General features: G+C 63.4%; 20 protein-coding genes. 5 read left to right on the top strand and 15 right to left on the bottom strand.

From position 1 onward, the window contains the following. Positions 1-4: 4 nt before the first annotated feature. A complete protein-coding gene (locus N430_RS06700; protein WP_110634003.1) occupies positions 5-1,339 on the top strand; it encodes an MFS transporter in 1,335 nt (444 codons plus the stop codon). A gap of 321 nt (positions 1,340-1,660) precedes the next feature. Here the strand turns inward: N430_RS06700 and hemB are convergent, their stop codons facing one another. From hemB to N430_RS06650, 7 genes are all read right to left on the bottom strand, one after another. After that, positions 1,661-2,635, bottom strand: a complete 975-nt coding sequence (gene hemB, locus N430_RS06685) for a porphobilinogen synthase (protein ID WP_027916845.1) — start codon at positions 2,633-2,635, stop codon at positions 1,661-1,663. A gap of 224 nt (positions 2,636-2,859) precedes the next feature. Next, the gene (locus N430_RS06675; protein WP_110634006.1) at positions 2,860-3,693 is read right to left on the bottom strand and encodes an ABC transporter substrate-binding protein; all 834 of its coding nucleotides are present in this window, start codon (positions 3,691-3,693) and stop codon (positions 2,860-2,862) included. Between the two features lie 49 nt (positions 3,694-3,742). After that, the gene (locus N430_RS06670; protein ID WP_110634009.1) at positions 3,743-4,411 is read right to left on the bottom strand and encodes an amino acid ABC transporter permease; all 669 of its coding nucleotides are present in this window, start codon (positions 4,409-4,411) and stop codon (positions 3,743-3,745) included. After that, positions 4,408-5,049, bottom strand: a complete 642-nt coding sequence (locus tag N430_RS06665) for an amino acid ABC transporter permease (RefSeq protein ID WP_110634012.1) — start codon at positions 5,047-5,049, stop codon at positions 4,408-4,410. The genes N430_RS06670 and N430_RS06665 overlap by 4 nt, the downstream gene beginning before the upstream one ends. Beyond that, positions 5,049-5,840, bottom strand: coding sequence for an amino acid ABC transporter ATP-binding protein (locus N430_RS06660; protein ID WP_158288784.1), 792 nt, complete (start codon positions 5,838-5,840; stop codon positions 5,049-5,051). Before N430_RS06660 ends, N430_RS06665 begins: the two co-directional genes overlap by 1 nt. Positions 5,841-5,864: 24 nt before the next feature. After that, positions 5,865-7,157 carry a Xaa-Pro peptidase family protein gene (locus N430_RS06655; protein ID WP_110634019.1) on the bottom strand — a complete coding sequence of 431 codons (1,293 nt, stop codon included), beginning with the start codon at positions 7,155-7,157 and terminating at the stop codon, positions 5,865-5,867. 104 nt (positions 7,158-7,261) lie between these two features. Then, on the bottom strand, positions 7,262-9,298 hold the full coding sequence (locus N430_RS06650; protein ID WP_110634022.1) for an NADH:flavin oxidoreductase: 2,037 nt from the start codon (positions 9,296-9,298) through the stop codon (positions 7,262-7,264). A gap of 126 nt (positions 9,299-9,424) precedes the next feature. On the opposite strand from N430_RS06650, the gene N430_RS06645 reads away from it, so the two are divergent. Further along, a complete protein-coding gene (locus N430_RS06645; RefSeq protein ID WP_110634025.1) occupies positions 9,425-10,066 on the top strand; it encodes a TetR/AcrR family transcriptional regulator in 642 nt (213 codons plus the stop codon). A 112-nt stretch (positions 10,067-10,178) separates the two neighbouring features. Here the strand turns inward: N430_RS06645 and N430_RS06640 are convergent, their stop codons facing one another. The 3 genes from N430_RS06640 to N430_RS06630 form a co-directional block, all read right to left on the bottom strand. After that, complete coding sequence (locus N430_RS06640; protein ID WP_110634028.1) at positions 10,179-10,937, bottom strand: hypothetical protein; 759 nt, start codon at positions 10,935-10,937, stop codon at positions 10,179-10,181. Positions 10,938-11,416: 479 nt separating this feature from the next. Beyond that, complete coding sequence (locus N430_RS06635) at positions 11,417-12,310, bottom strand: PA4780 family RIO1-like protein kinase (protein WP_110634612.1); 894 nt, start codon at positions 12,308-12,310, stop codon at positions 11,417-11,419. A 109-nt stretch (positions 12,311-12,419) separates the two neighbouring features. Then, positions 12,420-13,325 (bottom strand): LysR family transcriptional regulator, encoded by a 906-nt coding sequence (locus tag N430_RS06630; RefSeq protein ID WP_110634031.1) that lies wholly within the window; start codon positions 13,323-13,325, stop codon positions 12,420-12,422. Between the two features lie 105 nt (positions 13,326-13,430). On the opposite strand from N430_RS06630, the gene N430_RS06625 reads away from it, so the two are divergent. Then, entirely contained in the window at positions 13,431-15,170 is a 1,740-nt protein-coding gene (locus N430_RS06625; RefSeq protein WP_110634034.1) for an amidohydrolase, read from the top strand. 81 nt (positions 15,171-15,251) lie between these two features. Further along, entirely contained in the window at positions 15,252-15,998 is a 747-nt protein-coding gene (locus tag N430_RS06620) for a TorF family putative porin (RefSeq protein ID WP_110634615.1), read from the top strand. A gap of 4 nt (positions 15,999-16,002) precedes the next feature. Here N430_RS06620 and N430_RS06615 read toward each other — a convergent pair whose 3' ends face one another. The 5 genes from N430_RS06615 to N430_RS06595 all read right to left on the bottom strand — a co-directional run bounded on the left by N430_RS06615 (position 16,003) and on the right by N430_RS06595 (position 20,877). Beyond that, the gene (locus N430_RS06615) at positions 16,003-16,434 is read right to left on the bottom strand and encodes a multidrug/biocide efflux PACE transporter (RefSeq protein WP_110634037.1); all 432 of its coding nucleotides are present in this window, start codon (positions 16,432-16,434) and stop codon (positions 16,003-16,005) included. A gap of 181 nt (positions 16,435-16,615) precedes the next feature. Further along, a complete protein-coding gene (gene hutH / locus N430_RS06610) occupies positions 16,616-18,139 on the bottom strand; it encodes a histidine ammonia-lyase (protein ID WP_110634039.1) in 1,524 nt (507 codons plus the stop codon). A 12-nt stretch (positions 18,140-18,151) separates the two neighbouring features. Next, positions 18,152-18,970, bottom strand: coding sequence for a glycine betaine/L-proline ABC transporter ATP-binding protein (locus tag N430_RS06605; RefSeq protein ID WP_371922764.1), 819 nt, complete (start codon positions 18,968-18,970; stop codon positions 18,152-18,154). 11 nt (positions 18,971-18,981) lie between these two features. Beyond that, the gene (locus N430_RS06600) at positions 18,982-19,833 is read right to left on the bottom strand and encodes a proline/glycine betaine ABC transporter permease (protein WP_103446979.1); all 852 of its coding nucleotides are present in this window, start codon (positions 19,831-19,833) and stop codon (positions 18,982-18,984) included. Positions 19,834-19,908: 75 nt separating this feature from the next. Next, on the bottom strand, positions 19,909-20,877 hold the full coding sequence (locus N430_RS06595; RefSeq protein WP_110634045.1) for an ABC transporter substrate-binding protein: 969 nt from the start codon (positions 20,875-20,877) through the stop codon (positions 19,909-19,911). 100 nt (positions 20,878-20,977) lie between these two features. On the opposite strand from N430_RS06595, the gene N430_RS06590 reads away from it, so the two are divergent. Continuing rightward, the gene (locus tag N430_RS06590; protein ID WP_110634048.1) at positions 20,978-21,892 is read left to right on the top strand and encodes a LysR family transcriptional regulator; all 915 of its coding nucleotides are present in this window, start codon (positions 20,978-20,980) and stop codon (positions 21,890-21,892) included. The last annotated feature ends 28 nt before the right edge of the window (positions 21,893-21,920 follow it).

Raw genomic sequence — 21,920 nt, 5'->3', positions numbered from 1 at the left:
ACTCATGCGTTCCACTGCCTCACCCGTCATGATCGACGACGTTGAAATCAATCGCTTCCATCAACTGCTCACCCTGCGTACCGGGCTGGGCTGGGTGATGGTCGGTTACATCCTCAGCATCATCGGCGTCGCCACCCTTCCCATGTCCGCAGCCTTGCAACTGGGCGGCTTCTGGCAAGGCATGGTCGCCGCCATGGCCCTGCTCGGCGTGTTCGCCGGCGGCTTCTTCGGTGGCTGGCTGACCGACCGCATGGGCCGGCAGACGCTGTTCTTCGTCGCCCCGGCCATCGTGCTGCTGTCGTCCATCGCCATGCTTTGGGTTCAGGACCCGCTGGCCCTGTCATTGCTGCGCCTGTGCTGCGGCCTGGCCGTCGGCATCGAATACACGGCCGCCGGCTCGCTGCTGACCGAGTTCATCCCGCAGAAATCCCGCGGCTCGCGCCTGTCGCTGCTGACCGTGCTGTGGTTCGTCGGCGCCGCGCTGGCCTATATCGCCGGCAACTTCATGCTGGCCGACGCCGGCCCCGAACAATGGCGCACGGTCATGGCCAGCCCGGCGATCATTGCCGGCCTGCTGTTGCTGGCCCGCCTGGGCACCCCGGAGTCGCCGCGCTGGCTGCTGAGCAAGGGCCGCCGTCAGGAAGCCGAACAGGTGATCCGCCAGGTCTACGGCCCTGAGTTTTCGCTGCGCAACATCAGCGATGACAGCGCCTCGGGCAAGGCTATGTCGTTCCTCGACGCGCTGCGCGCCGGCTACGGCAAGCGCATCTTCTTCGTGGTGATGTTCTGGGCCTGCGCGGTGATCCCGCTGTTCGCCGTGTACGCCTTCGTGCCCAAGCTGTTCCAGGCGCTGAAGCTGACCGGCAACCTGGCCGCCTACGGTTCGATGGGCATCACCCTGATCCTGGTGATCGGCTGCTGCGTCGCCACCTGGCTGATCAACTACCTGGGCCGGCGCACCATCATCATCCACAGCTTCCTGTGGTCGGGCCTGGCGCTGCTGGGCCTGGGGCTGTTCCCGGACGCCCAGGGCTGGGTGGTGCTGTCGCTGTTCGGCGCCTATGCACTGTTCATCGGCGGCGCCCAGGTGCTGGAGTTCGTCTACCCGAACGAGCTGTTCCCCACCGAGATCCGCGCCTTCGCGGTCGGCATGGGCGCCTCGCTGGCCGCCTTCAGCTCGGCCATCGGCACCTGGCTGGTACCGATTTCGCTGGAACAGTTCGGCATCGCCAACACGATGTTCGCGGCCACCGCGATCACCATGCTCGGCCTTGCAGTCTCGCTGGTGCTGGCACCGGAGACCCGGTCGATGAGCCTGCAGGAAGCGGCAGCTTTGTGAGTCGGGCTTGAGGGTTGTTTCGCGCTCGAGATCGAGCGCCGCCCGCGCGGCGCATCGCGGGCAAGCCCGCTCCCACATCTGTTTCGGGCCAGTCACTCCTGTGAAGCCAACAGGATCAGCCTTGTCGGCTTGGCGATACATCTCGGTGGGCGCTGATGCTGCTCCACCTGTCTCCAGTCATGCACCAGGGCGGTCCCTGTTGGCTTGATAGGAGTGACTGGCCCGAAACAGATGTGGGAGCGGGCTTGCCCGCGATGCGCCGCGCGGGCGGCGCTCGATCTCACAGGCGACAAACACCTAGAGGCGATCACCCCGAGCCAATCAGATCCCTTCGCGGGCCAGGTCCATGGCGAAGTAGGTCAGGATCAGGTCGGCACCGGCACGCTTGATCGCGCCGATGCTTTCACGCACCACCCGGCCTTCGTCGATGGCACCGGCCAGGCCGCCGAACTTGATCATCGCGTACTCACCGCTCACCTGGTATGCCGCCAGTGGCAGGCGCGAGGCGGCGCGGATGTCGGCGATCACGTCGAGGTAGGCACCGGCCGGCTTGACCATCAGCACATCGGCCCCTTCCTGCTCGTCGAGCAACGATTCGCGCACCGCTTCGCGGCGGTTCATCGGGTTCATCTGGTAGCTCTTGCGGTCGCCCTTGAGCGCTGTACCGCCTGCTTCACGGAACGGGCCATAGAGTGACGAGGCGAACTTGGTGGAATAGGCCATGATCGCGGTGTCGTGGAAGCCGGCGCCGTCCAGGGCGCTGCGGATGGCCTGCACCTGGCCGTCCATCGCCGCCGACGGGGCGATGAAGTCGGCACCGGCAGCGGCGGCGATGACCGCCTGCTTGCCCAGGTTGGCCAGGGTGGCGTCGTTGTCCACGCCGTGGTCGTGCAGCACGCCGCAGTGGCCGTGGCTGGTGTATTCGCAGAAGCAGGTGTCGGACATCACCACCATTTCCGGCACGGTGTCCTTGCAGATCCGCGACATGCGCGCGACCAGGCCGTTCTCGTTCCAGGTGTCGCTGCCGGTGGCGTCCAGGTTGTGCGACACGCCGAAGGTCATCACCGACTTGATGCCGGCGCGGGCATAGCGCTCGATTTCCTGGGCCAGCAGTTTTTCCGGGATGCGGTTGACACCCGGCATGCTGGTGATCGGCACGAAGTCATCGATGCCTTCCTCGACGAAGATCGGCAGGATCAGGTCTTCCAGGCGGAATTCGGTTTCCTGGAAGATCGTGCGCAGGGATTCGTTCTGGCGCAGGCGGCGGGGACGAACGGAAGGGAAACGGTTGGACATGACAGCTCCAGGGCATTTTTTAACGGCGTATACCTTATGCCTGTCGCGCGCCAGTGAAAAGGCCAGATGACGAGATTATGTCTTCCATCAAAGGCAACAAGCTTTTTTCCTGTGCCGGCCTCTTCGCGGGCTTGCCCGCTCCCACAGGGATTGCACAGGCCTTCAGGCCGGCGCCGTACCTGTGGGAGCGGGCAAGCCCGCGAAGAGGCCGGTACAGGAGAAACTCAATCCACCAGCCGCGGCGCCCCCACTTCAGCCGCCTGTCGATCCAGCCCATGGGCCTCGAGAATCCGCGCAATCTCGCCACTGCCATGCAACGCCTGGATGTTGGCATCCAGCGCCTTGCCCAGTTCGGCATTGCTCAGCATGTACGGAATCGCCGTCTGCCCCGGCTGCTCGGTGGCCTTCACCCGCGGATCGGGCGCCGACACCTTGATGCTCGCGCCTTGATAGGCCCCCTTCTGCTGCGACGCTACTGCCACCGCATGGCTGTCGATACCCGCCTCGATACGCCCGGACGCCAGGTCCTGGGCCATGGCCACCGGGTTGGGGTACAGCACCAGGTTATCGCCCAGCACCTTCTTCAGGTCGTTGACCCACAGGTAACCCTGCACGGTGCCGACCCGCTTGCCTTCCAGCTCGCCGACCGTGGCATAGCCCGGCTTGGAAATGATGCCCATCACATCCAGGTACAGCGGCGCCGACAGGCCCAGCACCTTGCCGCGCTCGACAGTGCGGTACCAGTCGCCGATCACCACGTCGGCACGGCGGGTGACCACCGACTGGATCGCCGCCGCCGGGTCGAGCACGCTGGCCTTGATGGTCAGGCATTCGCGGGCGGCGATCTGCCTGATGATCTCGCCGTCCACGCCGCCCAGCTCCTGGTTTGGCCCAGGGATCGAGTACGGCGGGAACACCCAGGCCGCCACCGTCAGCACACCGGGGGTCAAGGTGGTAAAGCTGTGGCCTGGCTTGCATTCGGCCAGGGCCTGGGCACTGCCGGCCACGGCGACACAGAGGGCCAGGCAACGGGTAATACGCTTGAATGTTTTCATCACGGGTACCTTTGCAATGTAAGGGGCAGGCAATGTAAGGGGCAGCCAGGGTTCAGGGCGTTGCGTGCTGGCCGGGCGCCAGTCTTCTTTCCAGAGCGGCGACGCCCAGGCTTGCCGGGGCGCAGACCGCTGCGTACATCAACCCGGCCAGCACCAGCACCGGCATGTACTGGAAGGTCGAGGAGCCGATGGCCGAGGCGCGGCTGACGATTTCGGGCAAGGCGATGGTGAAACACAGTGACGAGGCCTGGAACATCATGATCGAGAAGCCCAGCAGCGACGGCAGCGCCACCCGCAAGGCCTGGGGCAGGATCACGTAACGCAGCGCATCGACCCGGTCCAGGCCGATCACCTCAGCCGCTTCATGCTGACCACGGGCCACCGCTTCCAGGCCGCCACGGATGATCTCGCTGGTATAGGCCGCCGTGCAGTAGGCCAGCGCCAGCACGGCCGCCCAGAACGAGCTCAGGGTCAGGTTCACCGACGGCAGGCCGAAGTAGAAGTACTGCAACAGGATCAAGGCCGGTGCACCACGCCCCAGTTCCACGATCACCAGCGCCGGGTAGCGCACCGCCCAGCCCTTCGCGCTCACGCCCAGGGCCAGCAACAGGCCGAGGCACACGCCAAGTACCAGGCTGATGGCGGTCACCTGCAACGACAGCACAAAGCCCTTCCACAGCTCCGGGAGCCACTCGGCCCATTGGCTCAGCATCTCGTTCATTGGCTGATCCTCCGCTGCAGGCTCGACGACACCCAGCGTGAGGCCAGCGCCACCGGCACGCTGAGCACCAGGTACACCAGCGCGGCAGCGCTATACACACCCAATCCCTGGAAGGTCTGCTGCGACACCTGGTACGCCTGGAAGCTGATGTCTGCCACACCCAGGGTCGACGCCACCGCCGAGTCCTTGAGCAGGCCGATGGCATAGGTGGCCGCCGTCGGGATGGAGATGCGCGTCAGTTGCGGCAGCACCACATCGAAGAAGCGTTGCGGTGGCGACAGGTTGAGCACATGGGCCGCCTCGTACTGGCCATCCGGGATCGCCGCAAAGGCGCCGCGATACACCTCGGCCATCTGTGCGGCGGTGATCAGGCCCAGGCCCACCACTGCCGCGACGAAGGGCGACAGGGTGAGATAACCACCGCCAATGCCGAAGAAGATGAAGAACAGCCAGACGATCGGCGGGATCGAGCGCAAGGTCAGCACGATGGCCGCACCGAGCGCCGCCAGCCCGCGTGAGCGGGCCATGCGCAGTGCGCACAGCGGAAAACCCAGCACCACCCCGGTGGCGAACGCGCACAGGGTCACCCCCAGGGTCCACGGCACGCCCGTGAGCAAGATCGAGAGAATGTCGTTCATCAGCGGTCCCTCACGGCCTGGAGAAACTTCACCACCCGCTCATGCTGTGGCTGGCGCATCACCCGGGCACTGGGGCCCTGTTCGAGGATGCGCCCGTCGGCCATCACCACCACCCGGTCGGACACCGTCTCGGCAAAGTGCATCTCGTGGGTGACGACGATCATCGACATGCCCTCGGCAGCCAGCTCCTTCATGACCGCCAGCACTTCCAGGCCCAACTCCGGGTCCAGCGCCGAGGTCGGCTCGTCGAACAGCATCAGCTCGGGCTCCAGCGCCAGTGCCCGGGCGATGGCGATACGTTGCTGCTGGCCACCGGAGCAACGCGCCGGGTAATGCCCGGCCTTGTCGGCCAGGCCCACCCGCTCCAGCAACTGCAGCGAGCGCGCATCGGCCTCGCGCTGGCTGCGGCCAAGGGTGCGCACCTGCGCCAGGCTGACGTTGCGCAGCACGGTCATGTGCGGGAACAGGTTGAACGACTGGAACACCATGCCGATGCGCCGGCGCAGCTTCAGCAGGTCGGCGCGCGCCAGCGGCGTGGCGGCGTCGATGTCCAGCTCGTCGAGGCGGATGCGCCCGCGGGTCGGCGGCTCCAGCTGGTTGATGCAGCGCAGCAAGGTGCTCTTGCCCGAGCCGCTGGGGCCGATGATGGCCACCACCTCGCCCTTGCGCATCTCGAAATTGACATCGTGCAGCACCTCGTAGGGGCCGAACTGCTTATGGATCGACTCCAGGCGCAGGAAGGCCGGCTTGGGCTCAGGCATGGGTGGCACCTGGCGCAGCGGAACGCTCATCGGGTTCATGGGCAGGCCCTCCGCTCAAGACCGCTGGTCATCGACCAGGGGCGTGCTCGACAGCTTGACCGCGCCCTGGGCGGTGATCAGCACCTGTTCTTCCAGTTTCACGCCTTCACGCCCGCCGCGTTCGCCGATGTAGCTTTCCACCGAGACCACCATGTTTTCCTGGAACAGGCCGTCATAGCCCCACTCGGCGAAGTCCACGGCGTAGGCCACGCTGGGGTATTCGTCGACCAGGCCGACGCCGTGCAGCATCATCATGTAGCGGTTGTGCTCGAACTGACGCGGCACCGGCCAGCAGCGCTCGGCGAACTCGCGGAACGACAGGCCCGGGCGCAGCAGCTCGACGTTATGGCTGATCTGTTGGCTGGCAATATCGAGCAGTTCGCGCTGGGCCGCCGTCACAGGCTTGCCGGGGCAGACGAAACTGCGCGAGATGTCCGACAGGTAGCCACCGGGGCCGACCATGTCGGTGTCGAAGCAGACCATCTCGCCGGCCTCGATGACCTTGTCGGTAGCGTCCTGGAACCATGGGTTTGTGCGCGGGCCGGAGCTGAGCAGGCGGCTTTCGGCCCACTCGCCGCCCTGGGCCACGTTGGTGCCATGGAGAATGCTCCACAGCTGGTTTTCGGTAATGCCTGGCTGCAGGCTGGCGCGCATGCGGGCGATGGCCAGGTCGCAGACCGCCATCGACACCCGGTGACTGGCGACCTCTTCAACCGACTTGATCAGCCGCGCCTGCTCCATCAGCGGTTGCGCATCGAACAGCTCGATGCCCTTGGCCTTGAGCTTCTCGGCACCCCACGGGTCGCAGCGGTCCACGGCCAGGCGACGGTTGCCACCGCTGTGGCGGACCATCAGCTCGGCCACTTCGGCCGCCCACAACGCGGCTTTTTCGTCGACCCGCGGGCCGGCCAGGAAGTACAGCCAGGGCTGCGCCGGGCGGATCTCGTCGATGGTCTCGACGTGCTCGCTGTTGTGCCGGCTGCTGGTGAACTCGAACAGCACCACCGGGCCCTCGGTGGGCACGAACACATAGCGGCTGGGCGAATGCATGACCCACAGGCCGAGGTTATTGGTGTCGGTGGCGTAGCGGATGTTGATCGGGTCGGCGAGCAGAATGCCGCCGTAGTCATGGGCACGCAGCTGCTGGCGGATACGCTCCAGGCGATAGCGGCGCAGGGCCTTGCGGTCGATCGCGGCCTGGGCGGCAAGCAGCTCGCTGTCCACCGGGGCCAGGGCGTGGCCGGTTACATTGACGTCGTCACGAAACTGCAGGGATGGCGCGGGGCTCGGTCGGATACCGATGTGCATGGTTACACTCTCCACTGGATATCGTTGTCGTTGTTGGAGCCAGGGCAGTAACAAGGAAGCGTGAATCGGGTGCTGCTGTTCTTATGGTTGTTGTGGCGCGTGGCTCAGAGGTCCTTGACCAGGCGCAGGGCGTCGTAGATGGCGGCATGGGTGTTGCGCGAGGCCACCGCGTCGCCGATGCGGAACAGCTGGAAGCGGCCATCGTCGCGGCGGGCCACGGCCTGCGGGCGGCCAGCGATCAGGTCCATGTACTCCACCGCGCCTTCGTTGCTCGACAGCGGGCACAGCTGGAAGTACAGGTCGTCCAGCGGCCGGGTGCCGTGGTTGACCACTACCTGGTCGACGAGGCGAGTCTGGCGCAGCTCGCTGTAGTCGGTGCCGATGGTTGCCAGCAGGCCATCAGTGGTTCTAGTCACCGCTTTCAGCCGCCAGGTCACGGTGAAAGTGGTGTCCAGCTGCTGCAAGGCGCGCATGTAAGGCACCAGGTTCATGCCCATGACTTCGGGCGAGAAGGTACGGTCGGGGGTCATGATCTCGGTGCGCGCACCGCTCTGGGCGATGAACTCGGCGGCCTGCAACGCAGCGTGGTCGCCGGCATCGTCGTACACCAGCACATTGCGCCCGGGTTTGACGTCGCCCGAGATGATGTCCCAGCTCGACACCACCAGCTCATTGCCCTGCTCCAGCACCTCGGTGTGCGGCAGGCCACCGGTGGCGACGATGACCACGTCGGGGGCTTCGTCGAGGATGATCTGGCTGTCGACCCAGACGTTGTAGTGGAAGGTCACGCCCAGGCGTTCGCACTGGGCCAGGCGCCAGTCGATGATGCTGATCATCTCCTTGCGCCGCTCCGACTGCGCGGTCAGGCGGATCTGCCCGCCGGCCTTGTCGGCCACCTCGTACACCACCACTTCATGGCCCCGTTCGCCCGCCACCCGCGCAGCCTCCAGGCCTGCCGGGCCAGCCCCGACGATGACCACCTTGCGCTTGCGCTCGGCCTTGGGAATCTGGTGCGGCATGGTGGTTTCGCGGCCGGTGGCGGCGTTGTGGATGCAGTAGGCGGAACCGCCGTGGTAGATGCGGTCGAGGCAATAGTTGGCGCCGACGCAGGGGCGGATGTCGTCTTCGCGGCCTTCGATGATCTTGCGCACGATGTGCGGGTCGGTCATGTGCGCACGGGTCATGCCGACCATGTCCACCTTGCCGCTGGCGATGGCATGGCGGGCAGTGGCCACATCCGGGATCTTCGCCGCGTGGAAGGTCGGGAAACCGGTCAGCGAACGGATCTCGCCGGCGAAGTCCAGGTGCGGCGCGTTGCGCATGCCCTGGATCGGGATGATGTCGGTCAGGCCGGCGTCGGTGGCGATGTTGCCGCGGATCACGTTGAGGAAGTCGATCATGCCGCTGTTCTTCAGCAGCTGGGAAATCTGCAGGCCCTCCGCTTTCGTCAGCCCGCCAGCCAGCACTTCATCACCGGTGTAACGAATGCCGACGATGAACTCACTGCCAACCCGCTTGCGAATGGCCGTGAGCACTTCGAAGGTGAAGCGCAGGCGGTTTTCCAGCGAGCCACCGTAAACGTTCTGCAGTTCGTTGGTCAGCGGCGACCAGAACTGGTCCATCAGGTGGCCGTAGGCCTGCAACTCGATGCCGTCGAGCCCGGCGGCCTGCATGCGTTCGGCGGCATCGGCGTAATCCTTGACGATGCGCTCGATGTCCCAGATTTCCAAACGCTTGGGGAAGGCCCGATGCGCCGGCTCCTGGTTGTGCGACGGCGACACCACCGGCAGCCAGTCGCCCTTGTCCCAGCGGGTGCGACGGCCCAGGTGGGTGAGCTGGATCATCACCGCCGCACCGTGCTCGTGGCATTCGTCGGTGAGGTCCTTCATCCAGCCGACCACCTCGTCCTTGTAGGCCAGCACGTTGTTGAACACCGGCGGGCTGTCGCGGGAGATGGCAGCGGAACCGGCGGTCATGGTCATGGCCACGCCGGCCTTGGCGCGCTCGACGTGGTAGGCGCGGTACAGCTGCTTGGGCATGCCGTCTTCGGGGTAGGCGGGTTCGTGGGAGGTGGTGATGATGCGGTTGCGCAAGGTGAGGTGCTTGAGTTGGTACGGCTGAAGCAACGGATCATTGGACATGGTCGTTCTCGCGTTCAGGTCATCAGGCAAAATCGACATTAGACCCCATGTACACCAGTGTCAATAAATTAGACAGTGGTGTACATTGAGCTTGTCAGGCCCCCATGGATACGGAACAATGCGCCTATGAACATGACCTCGAACCACCCGGAAATCGCCACCCGCGGCTCGATCGAGAGCTGGCTCAATGCGGCCTTCGAAACCCTCAAGGAGTCGGGGGTGGATGCCGTGCGCGTGCTGCCGCTGGCCAAGAAGCTCAACCTCGCCCGCACCAGCTTCTACTGGTACTTTGAAGACCGCGAAGCCTTGCTCGCGGCGCTGATCGAGCAGTGGAAGAACAAGAACACCCGCAACCTGGTGAGCCAGGCCCAGGCCTACGCGGCGTCGATCACCGAAGCGATCCTCAACGTGTTCGACTGCTGGCTGAACAGCGAGCTGTTCGACTCGCAGTGCGAATTCGCCATGCGCAGCTGGGCGCTGCAGTCGGAGCAGGTAGCCGAGGAAATCAAGCAGGCCGACAACCTGCGCATGGCGGCGCTCAAGGAGATGTTCGACCGCTTCGGCTTCAGCGAAGACGCCGCCGCCACCCGCGCCCGCTCGATCTACCTGGCGCAGATCGGCTACATCAGCATGAAGACCGTCGAGCCGCTGGAATACCGCATGCGCTTCATACCGGAGTACCTGCGCATCTTTACCGGTGAGGAGCCGGCGGCACATGAGCTGGAGCGGTTCTACCAGCGCAATGACTTTGTGCCGCCCGGCGCGTGAGCTGCATCATGCTGCGACGGCAATGGTCGATTCCCAGCGCTGCGTGGGCACCTCGGCAAGCAGCTTTGTACTGGTTGCTTCCGGGGCGTCAGCCTCCTTGATCAACCACACATCACCCAGCTTTCTTGCTACTGACAAGAAAGGCTTCGATCGCACGCCTAACCTCGTGCCATTGCTCAAATTTTTCCGGCGACATCGTAACTTGCACCTTCAAAATTCCGTTCATTAGAAACATCATTTCACAAGCATAAAAATCGGGCTCCCGCGCCTGCCAATTGCAAATAGTGACAGAGGTAACCACCCCTCGCTCTTCCTTCCAGAAGATTCTTCTGTTTCGCCTCCCCCAAGAATAATCGTTTCCCACATCACGATAGAGACCTAGCTGACTGTCATATACAACAATCGGTGCCTCCCCAAATGAGCGCATCTCCAGCAATTGGTCTCGCCACTGCCGCAGGTCATTTCCACTGGTCACAATCGGAGTAACTGCAACCAACAAACCTCCCCTATCCAAAAGCCGCTCATGAATCCGATGATTCTCTGCCGGCTCCAGCCCTGGCCAACTCATCGCAATGAAAATTGACGCAATATTAATATCGCAGTCATTTTCCCTTACATAATATGAACGCTTTGAAGATCTTTCCTCGTACTCCGGCCAAAAAGGGAAATAAAGCCGGGAAAACTCATACACCTCGCCCGCCATTTTTCCGCAGACAACTGGAGGAGGCTCATAAAGTTTCGCTGGTTTTGTATACTCATAACAGATCAACCCAGCATATAGAACGGCCCGCATCGCCAATAACAAACCAGCACAGACCCTCAGCGTTTGCCAGGTAATAACATACAATCGACTCGCATGAATCTTCAGCATTCGTGAACCTCAAGAAAACAGCACTTAATGGCACACAACCTGGTTTAGCCAAGCCAACTGACATCCAGAGGCACATAGCCATTAAAGCTCCGCATGACCAGGCAGGCCAGGCCGCTGTCACTTGCGTGATGGTCAACAACTTCAGATAGATCGGACACCAGCCCACCCCATGAGCGACTTGAACAAGGGTAGATACTAACGCCTAAGAGTAGGATAACAGCCCTACACGAGCCAGACTTATCCTGTAGGAATACCCCGAGCAACAATCACTACTGTAGGAGTATTCCGAGAAAGTCAAATTAATGCGTAGGAATTTATTACCTACAAGGTGGGAATACATGCAGAAGCATTAGATTTGAAGCCTGTATTACAGGCGCTTACTTTATTTACATGCCAGTTCCTTCAGAGCCCCACCCTACCCAGATAATGGTGGAGCCCCGAAGAGCGAAATGCTCGGCAGAGCAAGTGCGCTCAGACCGTTATTGCATCCACGGCGGAGTCGGCTCTTCAGCCTTGGCCGGCCCATGCTCGGCCTCTTCCCGCGCCGCACGGCGGCGGGCTTCGTCGCGCAGGGTGGCATCGATCTCGCGCATCACCCCAGCCACGTCGGCGGCATGGTCGTCTTCCTCGAACTGCCCGCTCAACGGGCTGTCCGGGCGCAGCTCGCCGGCTTCGTACAACGCCCACATTTCGTCGGCGTAGCGGGTGGCCTTGAGCTCCGGGGCAAAGCGCCCGAAGTAATGCGCCATGTTCGCCACGTCACGGTGCAGCATGCTGAAGGCGTGGTTGTTACCCGCCGCATCCACCGCCTGCGGCAGGTCGATGATCACCGGGCCGTCCGGACCCAGCAGCACGTTGAATTCGGACAGGTCGCCATGCACCAGGCCGGCGCAGAGCATCAGCACGATCTGGCGGATGACGAAGGCATGGTATTCGCGGGCTTCTTCGGCCTCGAGGTGCACGTCGTTCAGGCGCGGGGCGGCATCGCCGTCGCCGTCGGTCACCAGTTCCATCAGCAGCACGCCGTCCTGGAAGTCGTACGGCTTGGGCACCCGCACGCCGGCACTGGCCAGGCGGAACAGCGCCGCCACTTCGGCGTTTTGCCAGGCGTCTTCGGCTTCTTTGCGGCCGTACTTGCTGCCTTTGGCCATGGCCCGAGCCTGGCGGCTGTTGCGGACCTTGCGGCCCTCCTGGTATTCGGCGGCCTGGCGGAAGCTGCGCTTGTTGGCCTCCTTGTAGACCTTGGCGCAGCGTACCTGGGCACCGCAGCGCACCACGTAGACGGCCGCTTCCTTGCCGCTCATCAGGGGCCTTAGTACTTCGTCGATCAGGCCGTCTTCGATCAGTGGTTCGATTCGTTTTGGTGTCTTCATCAGGCTGCGTTCGGGGGTCCTGGCTGGGGTGGTGGACATCCTCTCACAGGCAGCGGCGACTTGCTCGTTTGTCTGCAAGCGCCGATCGCCGATAGCCTCGGCGCAAACCTCACAGCCGCTGCAAGTAACCCTGCAGGTAATCGATGAACGCCAGCACCTTGCCACTGGCGCGGCGGTGGCTGGGGTAGACCGCGAGGATGTCTTCACCGAATGCATCCGGCTCGATCACGCAGTGCTCCATCACCCGCACCAGCCGCCCCTCCTGCAGGTAGCGGCGCACGCTCCACGCCGGGGTGTGCAGGATGCCGTGGCCGGCCAGCGCGTTGCGCAGCAGCAAGTCGTAGTTGTCGCTTTCCAGCCGCGCCTTCTGCGGATACGGCAGGCGCATGCGCACGCCGTCGCACTGCATCCACCAGAACTTGGCATCCAGCGCCGGGTGAATGTACTTGAGCCACTGGTGCTGGCCGATGCTGTGCGCCGTCACCGGCAGCGGGTTGCGTTCGAGGTAGTCGGGGCTGGCGCAGAGAAAGATGCGGTTGTTGCCGATGACCCGGGCTATCAGGCCCGGCAGGTCGCTGTGCCCTTCGCGCAGCGCCAGGTCATAATCGGCTTCGATCAGGTCGACGAAGGCGTCGGACAACTCCACCCGCAGCTGGATCTGCGGGTAGTCGCGCATGAAGCCGGCACAGGCGTCGGCCAGGAACGCCCGGCCAAATGCCAGCGGCGCGGTCAGGCGCAAGGAGCCGGACACCCCTTGCAGCTGGCTGATCTCTTCACCGGCCTCGTGCAGGCTCTTCAACACTTGCCGGGCGGTTTCCAGGTAAAGCCGGCCGGCTTCGGTGAGCACGATGCGCCGGGTACTGCGCTCGAACAGCTGGCTGCCCAGCTCACGCTCCAGGTGCGTGACCGCCTTGGTCAGGGCCGAAGGCGTCTTGCCCAACGCTTCGGCCGCGCGGCTGAAGCTGCCGTGCTCGGCCGTGGCGACGAACATCGAAATCGCACCCAAGGTGTCCATGCGGTTTTTCCTGAATGGCAAAAGGCTTTTTAGCGTTCTGGCGATTCTATGCCAAGCCCGGGCTGGGTAGGCTCGACGCACACCAATAAATACAAGAGGCTGCACATGTCGAGATGTCTACCTGGTTTGCTGGCGCTGGCCGTGGCTTTTGCCTCGGGGCACGTATTGGCCGCTGCCGACCTGGTGCTGGTCAATGGCAAGATCTTCACCGCCGACCGCAACAACCCGCAGGCGCAGGCCATCGCCGTCGAAGGCGGCAAGATTGTCGCCGTGGGCAGCGACGCCCAGGCGCGGGCACTCGCGGACCCACAGACCCAGGTCATCGACCTGCAAGGCAAGCGCGTCACCCCGGGCCTGATCGACACCCACTCCCACGCCATCTTCGGCGGCATGCAACTGAGTGGCGCCGATATGGGCGGCGAGGCGGTGCCACTGGATGAGTTCGAAACCCGCCTGCGCGCATGGCGGGATGACGGGCGTGCCCGCAATGGCGATGTGCTGCAGGTGCTGGGGGTCAGCTCGGCCTACTGGGCCCAGGCCAAGGCGCTGAACGAGCGCTTCGGCCAAGACGAGTGGGCCACGACGCCCATCGTGTTCATCGGCGAGGACTACCACACCGCCTGGGCCAACCCGGCCATGCTCAAGCGCGCCGGTATCGACAAGGCATTGCTGGCCACCCTGAGCAAGCAGGACAAAGACACCATCGGCACCTTCGAAGACGGCCAGCCCAGCGGCTTCCTGGTCGATGCTGGCTGGGACCGGGTCGCCAGCGTGCTGCCCAAGGCCGATGCCGCCACCCTGCTCAAGGGGGCACAGGCCGCCGTGCAGTTCAACAACAGCCTGGGCATCACCGCCTGGATGGACCCGGCCGCCAACAGCATGCCCGGCGAGGCGCTGTTCGATATCAAACCTACCGACCAGACAGTCGGCGTGCTGCCCGCCTACAAGGCCCTCGCCGAGCAGGGCGGACTGAATGCGCATGTCGCCGCGCTGCTGGTGGTCAACCCGAAAAGCACCCCCGCCGACCTGCAGACCATCGACAATGTGCGCAAGCAGTTTGCTGGCGTGCCGAACCTGACCCTGCCCGGCATCAAGGTGTTCGCCGACGGCGTGCTGGAGTACCCCGCGCAATCGGCCGCCCTGCTCAAGCCGTACCACAACACACACAAACCTGGTGAATTGCTGATCGACCCGAAACATTTTGGTGAACTGGTCAGCGCCGCCGACCGGCGTGGCTGGCTGGTGCACATCCACGCCATCGGCGACCGTGCAGTACGTGAATCACTCAACGGCATCGAACAGGCGCGCAAGGCCGGCAACAGCGGTATCCATCACTCGATCACCCACTTGCAGCTGGTCAACCCCCAGGACTTCGCCCGCTTCAAGCCCCTCGACGTGATTGCCTCGATGCAGCTGCTGTGGGCCGCCGGCGACGACTACACCGTCGACATGGTCAAACCCTACGTCGATGCCGCCGCGTTCCGTTACCAGTACCCGGCCCATTCGCTGCAGAAAAATGGCGCGACCATCGCCGGCGCCAGCGACTGGCCGGTGTCGTCACCCAGCCCCTGGCTGGCCATCGCCCAGGCGTCAACGCGCAAAGGCGCGCAAGGCGTGCTCAATGCCGATGAGCGCCTCGACCGCCAGACCATGCTCTATGCCTACACAGCCAACGCCGCCAAGGCCCTGGGCCTGGAGCAGCAGATCGGCTCGCTGGCCCCGGGCAAGCAGGCCGACTTCGTCATCCTCGACCGTGACGTGCTCGCGGTGAACGACCGGCAACTGGGCGAGACCCAGGTGCTGGCCACCTACTTCGGCGGCCAACAGGTCTACGCCCCCAAATAAGCCCTCGCACCTCGGCATGCCTGCACGGCATGCCGCCTTTTCTATCTGCCACAACAACCACAACACAAGATAGGGATGACCATGAAACACGCTACCCTGGCAGCCGTGTGCGCACTCGGCTGCGCCGCGCTCGCCCCCGCCGCCATCGCCTTGCCGATCAACGATGATTTCGCGCTCGACATCGACCTGGCCGCAGTCAGTGACTACCGCAGCCGCGGCATCTCGCAAACCCAGGGCGACCCGGCCGCACAGGCCGACGTCATGCTCAGCCATGCCAGTGGCCTGTACCTGGGCGCGTGGACCTCAAACGTCGATTTCGGCTTCGACAGCAAGACCCGCCAGGAGGTCGACTACTACGGTGGCTGGGCCTGGCAGATGAGTGAGCACGCCAACCTGGACCTGGGCTACCTGAAGTACACCTACCCCAAGGAAAGCCGGTACAACCAGTCAGAGCTGTACGCCATCCTGGATGTGCATGGCTTCAAGCTGGCGGCCTACTACTCCACGGATGCCACGACGCAGTACGGCAAGGATCAGGACAGCCTCTACACCTGGGTGGGCTACCACACGGTGCTGCCGCTGGAGATCGGCCTGGAACTGCGCTATGGCCGCGCCGACTTCAAGGACCCGAGCTACTGGTCACAGAGCGGCCAGTCACGCGATTCCTACCGTGAATGGGAAGCCAGGTTCACCCGCGACTTCCTCGGCCTCACCTGGCGCCTCAGCTATATGGATACCAACCTGTCGCAGGCCGAATGCGCCAGCAACTATGGTTTCGACGATGTCTGCAGCGCCACCGTGGTCGCCGCTGTCAGCAAGCACTTCTGAGGCCTCAGGCCACGGCCCGGCGCTGCTGGATGAAGTGCCGGGCCCGGTCGAACGCCCAGTTGTACAGCACGGTGTAGGGCAGGATGATCACGAAGAAGCCCAGCTCGACCATGAACGCCTGCAGCAGCGAGATCTCCAGCATCCAGGCCGCCACCGGCAGGCACCAGACCACCAACCCCGCCTCGAAGCCCAGGCCATGAGCGAAGCGCGTCAGCGCTTTCCAGTGGATGCGCGGGGTCGCAATGAAACGGTCGACCAGCGCGTTGTAGGCCATGTTCCAGATCATCGCGATCACCGACAGGGTGACCGCCAGGGTACCGGCCGTGGCCAGCGACTTGCCCATGATCCACGAGAGCAAGGGTGCACACAGCAGCACGGCAAAGATTTCATAGCCGACGGCATGGACCATGCGTTCGGTGAAAGAGACTTTTTTCATGGCAGATTCCATCATGTGATTGCGTTGTGGCTCACATTTTCTTTGATGGATTTGATATTTGCGACATGGAAGGTATCGGTTTTATCAATGGCACAAGGCGTATGTCGACAGGTTTGTAGCGCCTGTGAGATCGAGCGCCGCCCGCGCGGCGCTCGATCTGACAGGCGCAGACGATGTCATGTCATAACAACCCGGGAAACACATCACCCAACAGCCCAGGCTCCTTCAAAATCGCAGCACTACTGACAATATCCGGAGCCAGCCACCGATCCTGGGCATACGCCGGCACCCGCTCACGCAACAACCGCCAGGCAATCTCGGTCCCTGCACCAAAACGCTGCTCCTTGAGGAACTCGAACGCCTGGGCCGCCAACAGGTATTCGATGGCGAGGATCTGCGTACAGTTCTCCAGCGCGCGGTGCAGCTTCAACCCGGCATTGGTACCCATGCTCAAGTGATCCTCCTGCAGCCCGGAGGTGACGTAGTTGTCGATGACGGCCGGTTGCGCCAGCTGGCGGTTTTCCGCACACAGTGAAGCGGCCACGTACTGGACGATCATCATCCCCGAGTTCACCCCCGGCTGGCTGACCAGGAACGCCGGTAAGCCGCTGACCAACGGGTTGATCAGGCGATCGAGGCGGCGCTCGGCAATCGCCCCGATCTCGGCCACGGCGATGGCCAGCAAATCGGCCGCCATGGCCACGGACTGGCCGTGGGGATTGGCCTGGGAAACCACTCGATACGACTCAGGCGTACCCAGCAACATCGGGTTGTCGGTCGTGGAGTTGAGCTCGGTTTCGATCTGCCGTGCCGCGTGGGCAAGCTGATCACGCGCGGCGCCATGCACCTGCGGAATCGAGCGAATGCTCAAGGCGTCCTGGGTGCGAATGCCATGGCTGCTGGCAATGACTTCGCTGCCGTCGAGCAGGCGGCGCAAATTACTGCCCACACGCTGCATGCCGGGGTGCGGTTTCAGCGCGATGATCTCCGGGTCGAAGGCATCGAGCTGGCCACGCAGGGCCTCGAAGCTCATGGCGCCGATCACGTCCGCCCATTGGCTCAAGCGCGTGGCGTCGTCCAGGGACAGGCAGCTCAGGCCGGTCATGCACGGGGTGCCGTTGACCAGGCACAGGCCGTCCTTGGCACCCAGCTTGACCGGTGCCAGGCCAACCTCGTCCAAGGCTTGCTGCGCCGGCATGATCTGGCCCCGATAGCTGACCTGGCCGACCCCCAGCAAGCTGATGCTGATATGGGCCATGTGGGTCAGGTAACCCACCGACCCCTGTTTCGGCACTTGCGGCGTGATGTGCTGGTTGAGCAATGTCAGCAGCGCCTCGACCACCTTGCGCTGCAGGCCGGACCGGCCCTGGCTGAAATTGATCACCGCCGCGCAGATGATCGCCCGGGTCTGTTCATCCGACAGCGCGGCGCCCACGCCACAGGCATGGCTGAGCAAGGTGTTGCGCGACAGCTGGCTGAGTTGTTCGTCCTGCAGCGAGACATTGCACAAGGCGCCCAGCCCGGTGTTGACGCCATAGGCGCGCTCGCCACTGGCAACGATGCGCTGGACGATCGCCTGGGCGTTGTCGATCCGCGCCCAGGCCGATGGCGCCAGCTCGAGCTTTGCCCCGTGCCGCGCAACGGCCACCACGTCCTGCCAGCGCACGGGCGCATCGGCGATGATGATTTTTTCGGCAAACGACATACACGCGGTTCCTTAATGCGAAGCTACGCGGCGCTGCACGAAACGATCAACGTAGTCGTCCGCAGGCTGGTAGAGGATTTCCTTCGGCGTGCCGACCTGGATCAGGCGACCGTCCTTGAGGATGGCGATCCGGTTGCCGATGCGCACCGCTTCGTCCAGGTCGTGGGTGATGAACACGATGGTCTTGTGCAGGGTCTTTTGCAGTTCCAGCAACTGGTCCTGCATTTCGGCGCGGATCAGTGGGTCGAGCGCACTGAAGGCTTCGTCCATCAGGATGATGTCGGTGTCGGCCGCCAGGGCACGGGCCAGGCCGACGCGCTGGCGCATGCCGCCCGACAGCTGGTGCGGGTACGATTTTTCATAACCCTTGAGGCCCACGGTGGCGATCCAGTGCAAGGCACGCTCGGTGCAGGTGGCCTTGCTCTCGCCACGGACTTTCAGGCCATAGGCGACGTTGTCCAGCACGGTACGGTGGGGCAACAGGCCGAAGCTCTGGAACACCATGCTGATCTTGTGCCGGCGGAATTCGCGCAGGGCGTCCATGTCGTATTGCAGGATGTCCTCGCCATCGACCAGGATCTCGCCGCTGGTCGGGTCGATCAGGCGGTTGAAGTGCCGCACCAGGGTCGACTTGCCCGAACCCGACAGGCCCATGATCACGAAGATCTCACCGCTGCCGATGGACAACGACAGGTTGTTGACCCCGACCACGCAGCCGGTTTCGGCCAGCACCTGGTCCTTGGGTTTTTTCTGGCGGATCAGCGTCAGGGCATCCTCGGCGCGGGCCCCGAAAATCTTGTAGACGTTCTTCACTTCGATCTTGTTCATCATCTGCTTGGCGCTCATTTGCCCACCCCATGCCGTGGCCGGCCATAGGCCTGGGTAATGCGGTCGATCACAACCGCCAGAATCACAATGGCCAGGCCCGCTTCGAGGCCGCGGCCCACGTTCAGGGTCTGGATGCCGACCAGCACGTCTTCACCCAGGCCACGGGCACCGATCATCGAGGCGATGACCACCATCGACAGGGCCATCATGGTGGTCTGGTTGATACCGGCCATGATGCTCGGCAACGCCAGTGGCAGCTGCACGCCGAACAGTTGTTGCAGGCGATTGGCACCAAAGGCATTGATCGCCTCCATGACCTCGCCGTCCACCTGGCGAATGCCCAGGTCGGTCAGGCGGATCAGCGGCGGCGCGGCATAGATGACGGTGGCAAAGATCGCCGGCACCTTGCCCAGGCCGAACAGCATCAGCACCGGAATCAGGTACACGAAGCTGGGCATGGTCTGCATGATGTCGAGCAGCGGCATCAACACCGCCCGCAGGCGATCGTTGCGCGCCGACAGGATGCCCAGCGGAATGCCGACCAGCACCGATATCAGCGTGGCGACCAGCATCAGTGCCAGGGTCTGCATCAGCTTGTCCCAGAGCCCTACCGCCCCGACCAGGAACAGCAAACCGACGATCACCGCCGTGGGTACGATCTTGCGGGTGGCGTGCCAGGCAATACCACCGACGACAGCCAGCATCAGCCACCAGGGGGTTGCTCGCAGCAGGCCTTCGAGGTTGACGATGGCCCACAGCAAGGTGTCGGAAATGTGCCGGAACACGTCGCCGTAGTTGGTGACGAGCGCATCGACCCAGCCATTGACCCAGTCGGCAATGGAAAACGTGAAGTTCTTGGGAAACATGGAATTCTCTCGAGCAAGTGCTTGAAGCGGACTGCTGTATGGCGTGCCCGGCAGGCGCCGGACCCGCTCACACCCTCAGAGTGCCGCGTCTACCTTTTTGGCTGCGTCTTCGCTGACCCAGCTGTGCCAGACTTCGGGGTGCTCCTTGAGGAACAGCTTGGCCAGCTCCGGCGACTCGATACGCTCCTTGCTCATGCGCCCCAGGTTCTGGTTCAGCAGGTCGATCGGCAGGTTGACCTTTTCCAGCACCGCCACCAGCTCCGGCGCCTGCTCGTGGAAGGTCTTCGATACGCCCACCTTGATGGTCACGGACTTATCCACGCCGGGTTTCTCGTCCAGCTTGACCAGGTCGGCCTGGCCCATCAGCGGGGTTGGCGACCAGTAGTAGAAGAGGATCGGCTCGCCACGCTTGTAGCTCGACAGCACGGCGGCATCCAGTGCCGGGCCGGTGCCCGGGCGGAAGTTGGTGTAGGTGTTTTCCAGGCCGTAGCTCTTCAGCATCTCGCTGTTGTCCAGCTCACAGGTCCAGCCGGCCGGGCAGTTGTAGAAACGGCCCTTGTCCGGTTCTTCCGGGTCCTTGAACACCTGGGCGTATTGGCCCAGATCGGCGATGTTCCTGAGGTTCGGTGCCTTGGCTTCGAGCTTGCGCTTGGCATCGCCTTCGATCACATAACGCGGCACATACCAGCCTTCGACCGCGCCGACCACCGGCGAGCCGACGCCGACGACCTTGCCGGCGGCCGCGGCCTTGTTCCAGACCTCGCTGCGCCCTACCCACTCTTCGGCAAACACCTGGATATCATTACTGCTCAGGGCGTTTTCCATGGAAATGGAGTTGCCCGGCAGGCTGTCGGTATCGCAGCCATAGCCATTTTTCAGTACGAACTGCATCACATCCGTGAGCAGCATCCCGCTTTCCCAGTTCAAACCGGCGAATTTCACCGGCTTGCCAGACTCGCACCAACCGGCCGCCTGGCTGGCGCCAGCGGACGCCAGCAGCCCGATAGAAAGTGTTGTGGCAAGCAGAGCTTTTGTAGTTGTCATTGTGACGCTCCCGAACAAGAACATTTGCACGGGAGAAATATTTCACAACCACAAGAAAGGAAGAAATAATAAGTCCTGATGCATCACAACGGAAAAACCTATGAAGTTCACCCTGCGGCAACTGCGCTATGCACTCACAGCGGCCAAGCACGGCAACCTGACGGTTGCCGCCATGGAGCTTCATGTTTCACAACCCTCGATCTCGGCGGCGATCACCGAACTGGAGCAGGTGCTGGGGCAAGCGATCTTCATACGCCAACGGGGCCTGGGCATCTCGCTGACGCCATTCGGTCGTACCGTCATGGCCCAGGCCCGCCGCGTGCTGGCAGAGGCGCAGACCTTTGCCGAGATCAATGCCGATGCAGGCGAGTGTGTCGGAGAACTGGTGGTCGGCTGTTTCGAAGACCTGGCGCCCTATTGCCTGCCGCAGATCGTGCGGCGGATGCAGGAGTCCTGCCCAAGGGTCACGGTCGACATGCGCGATGGCAGCTTCGATTACGTGGGCAAGCGCCTCAGTGAAGGGGCGATCGAACTGGCAATCACCTACGACCTGGGTTTGCCGCCGAACACGCAAACCACCGAGCTGTGCCAGCTGACCGCTCAGGTACTTCTGGCGGCCGATCACCCGTTGGCCAAGGAGCCATGTGTCAGCCTCAAGGCACTGGCCGAATACACCCTGGTGGTCACCGACCAGGCGCAAAGCTGGCAGCATGTACTGGACCTGTTCAGCTTTTACGACCTTGTCCCCGCCGTTGTGCACCGTGTGCGCACCTTCGAACTGCAGCGCAGCCTGGTCGCCAATGGCTTTGGCGTGGCGCTGATCTACACCCGGCCGTTTGGTGACCGTAGCTACGATGGACAAGCACTGGTCTGTCGGCCGACCGAGGAAAAGCTGCCCGCTCACAGCATCGTCCTGGCCCATGACCAGCGCTATCCGCTGACGCCTTCGGCTGAAGCGTTCAAGGCGCTGGCGGTGGCCTGGTTCGCGGAACGACCGTCGTTTGCATCCGAGTGAACGCCCGTCATCCGGGCCGCTCAGAAAT

It is taken from the genome of Pseudomonas sp. CC120222-01a (assembly GCF_003097235.1).
Taxonomy (GTDB): Bacteria; Pseudomonadota; Gammaproteobacteria; order Pseudomonadales; family Pseudomonadaceae; genus Aquipseudomonas.
This window is presented reverse-complemented; position numbering and strand designations above follow the sequence as displayed.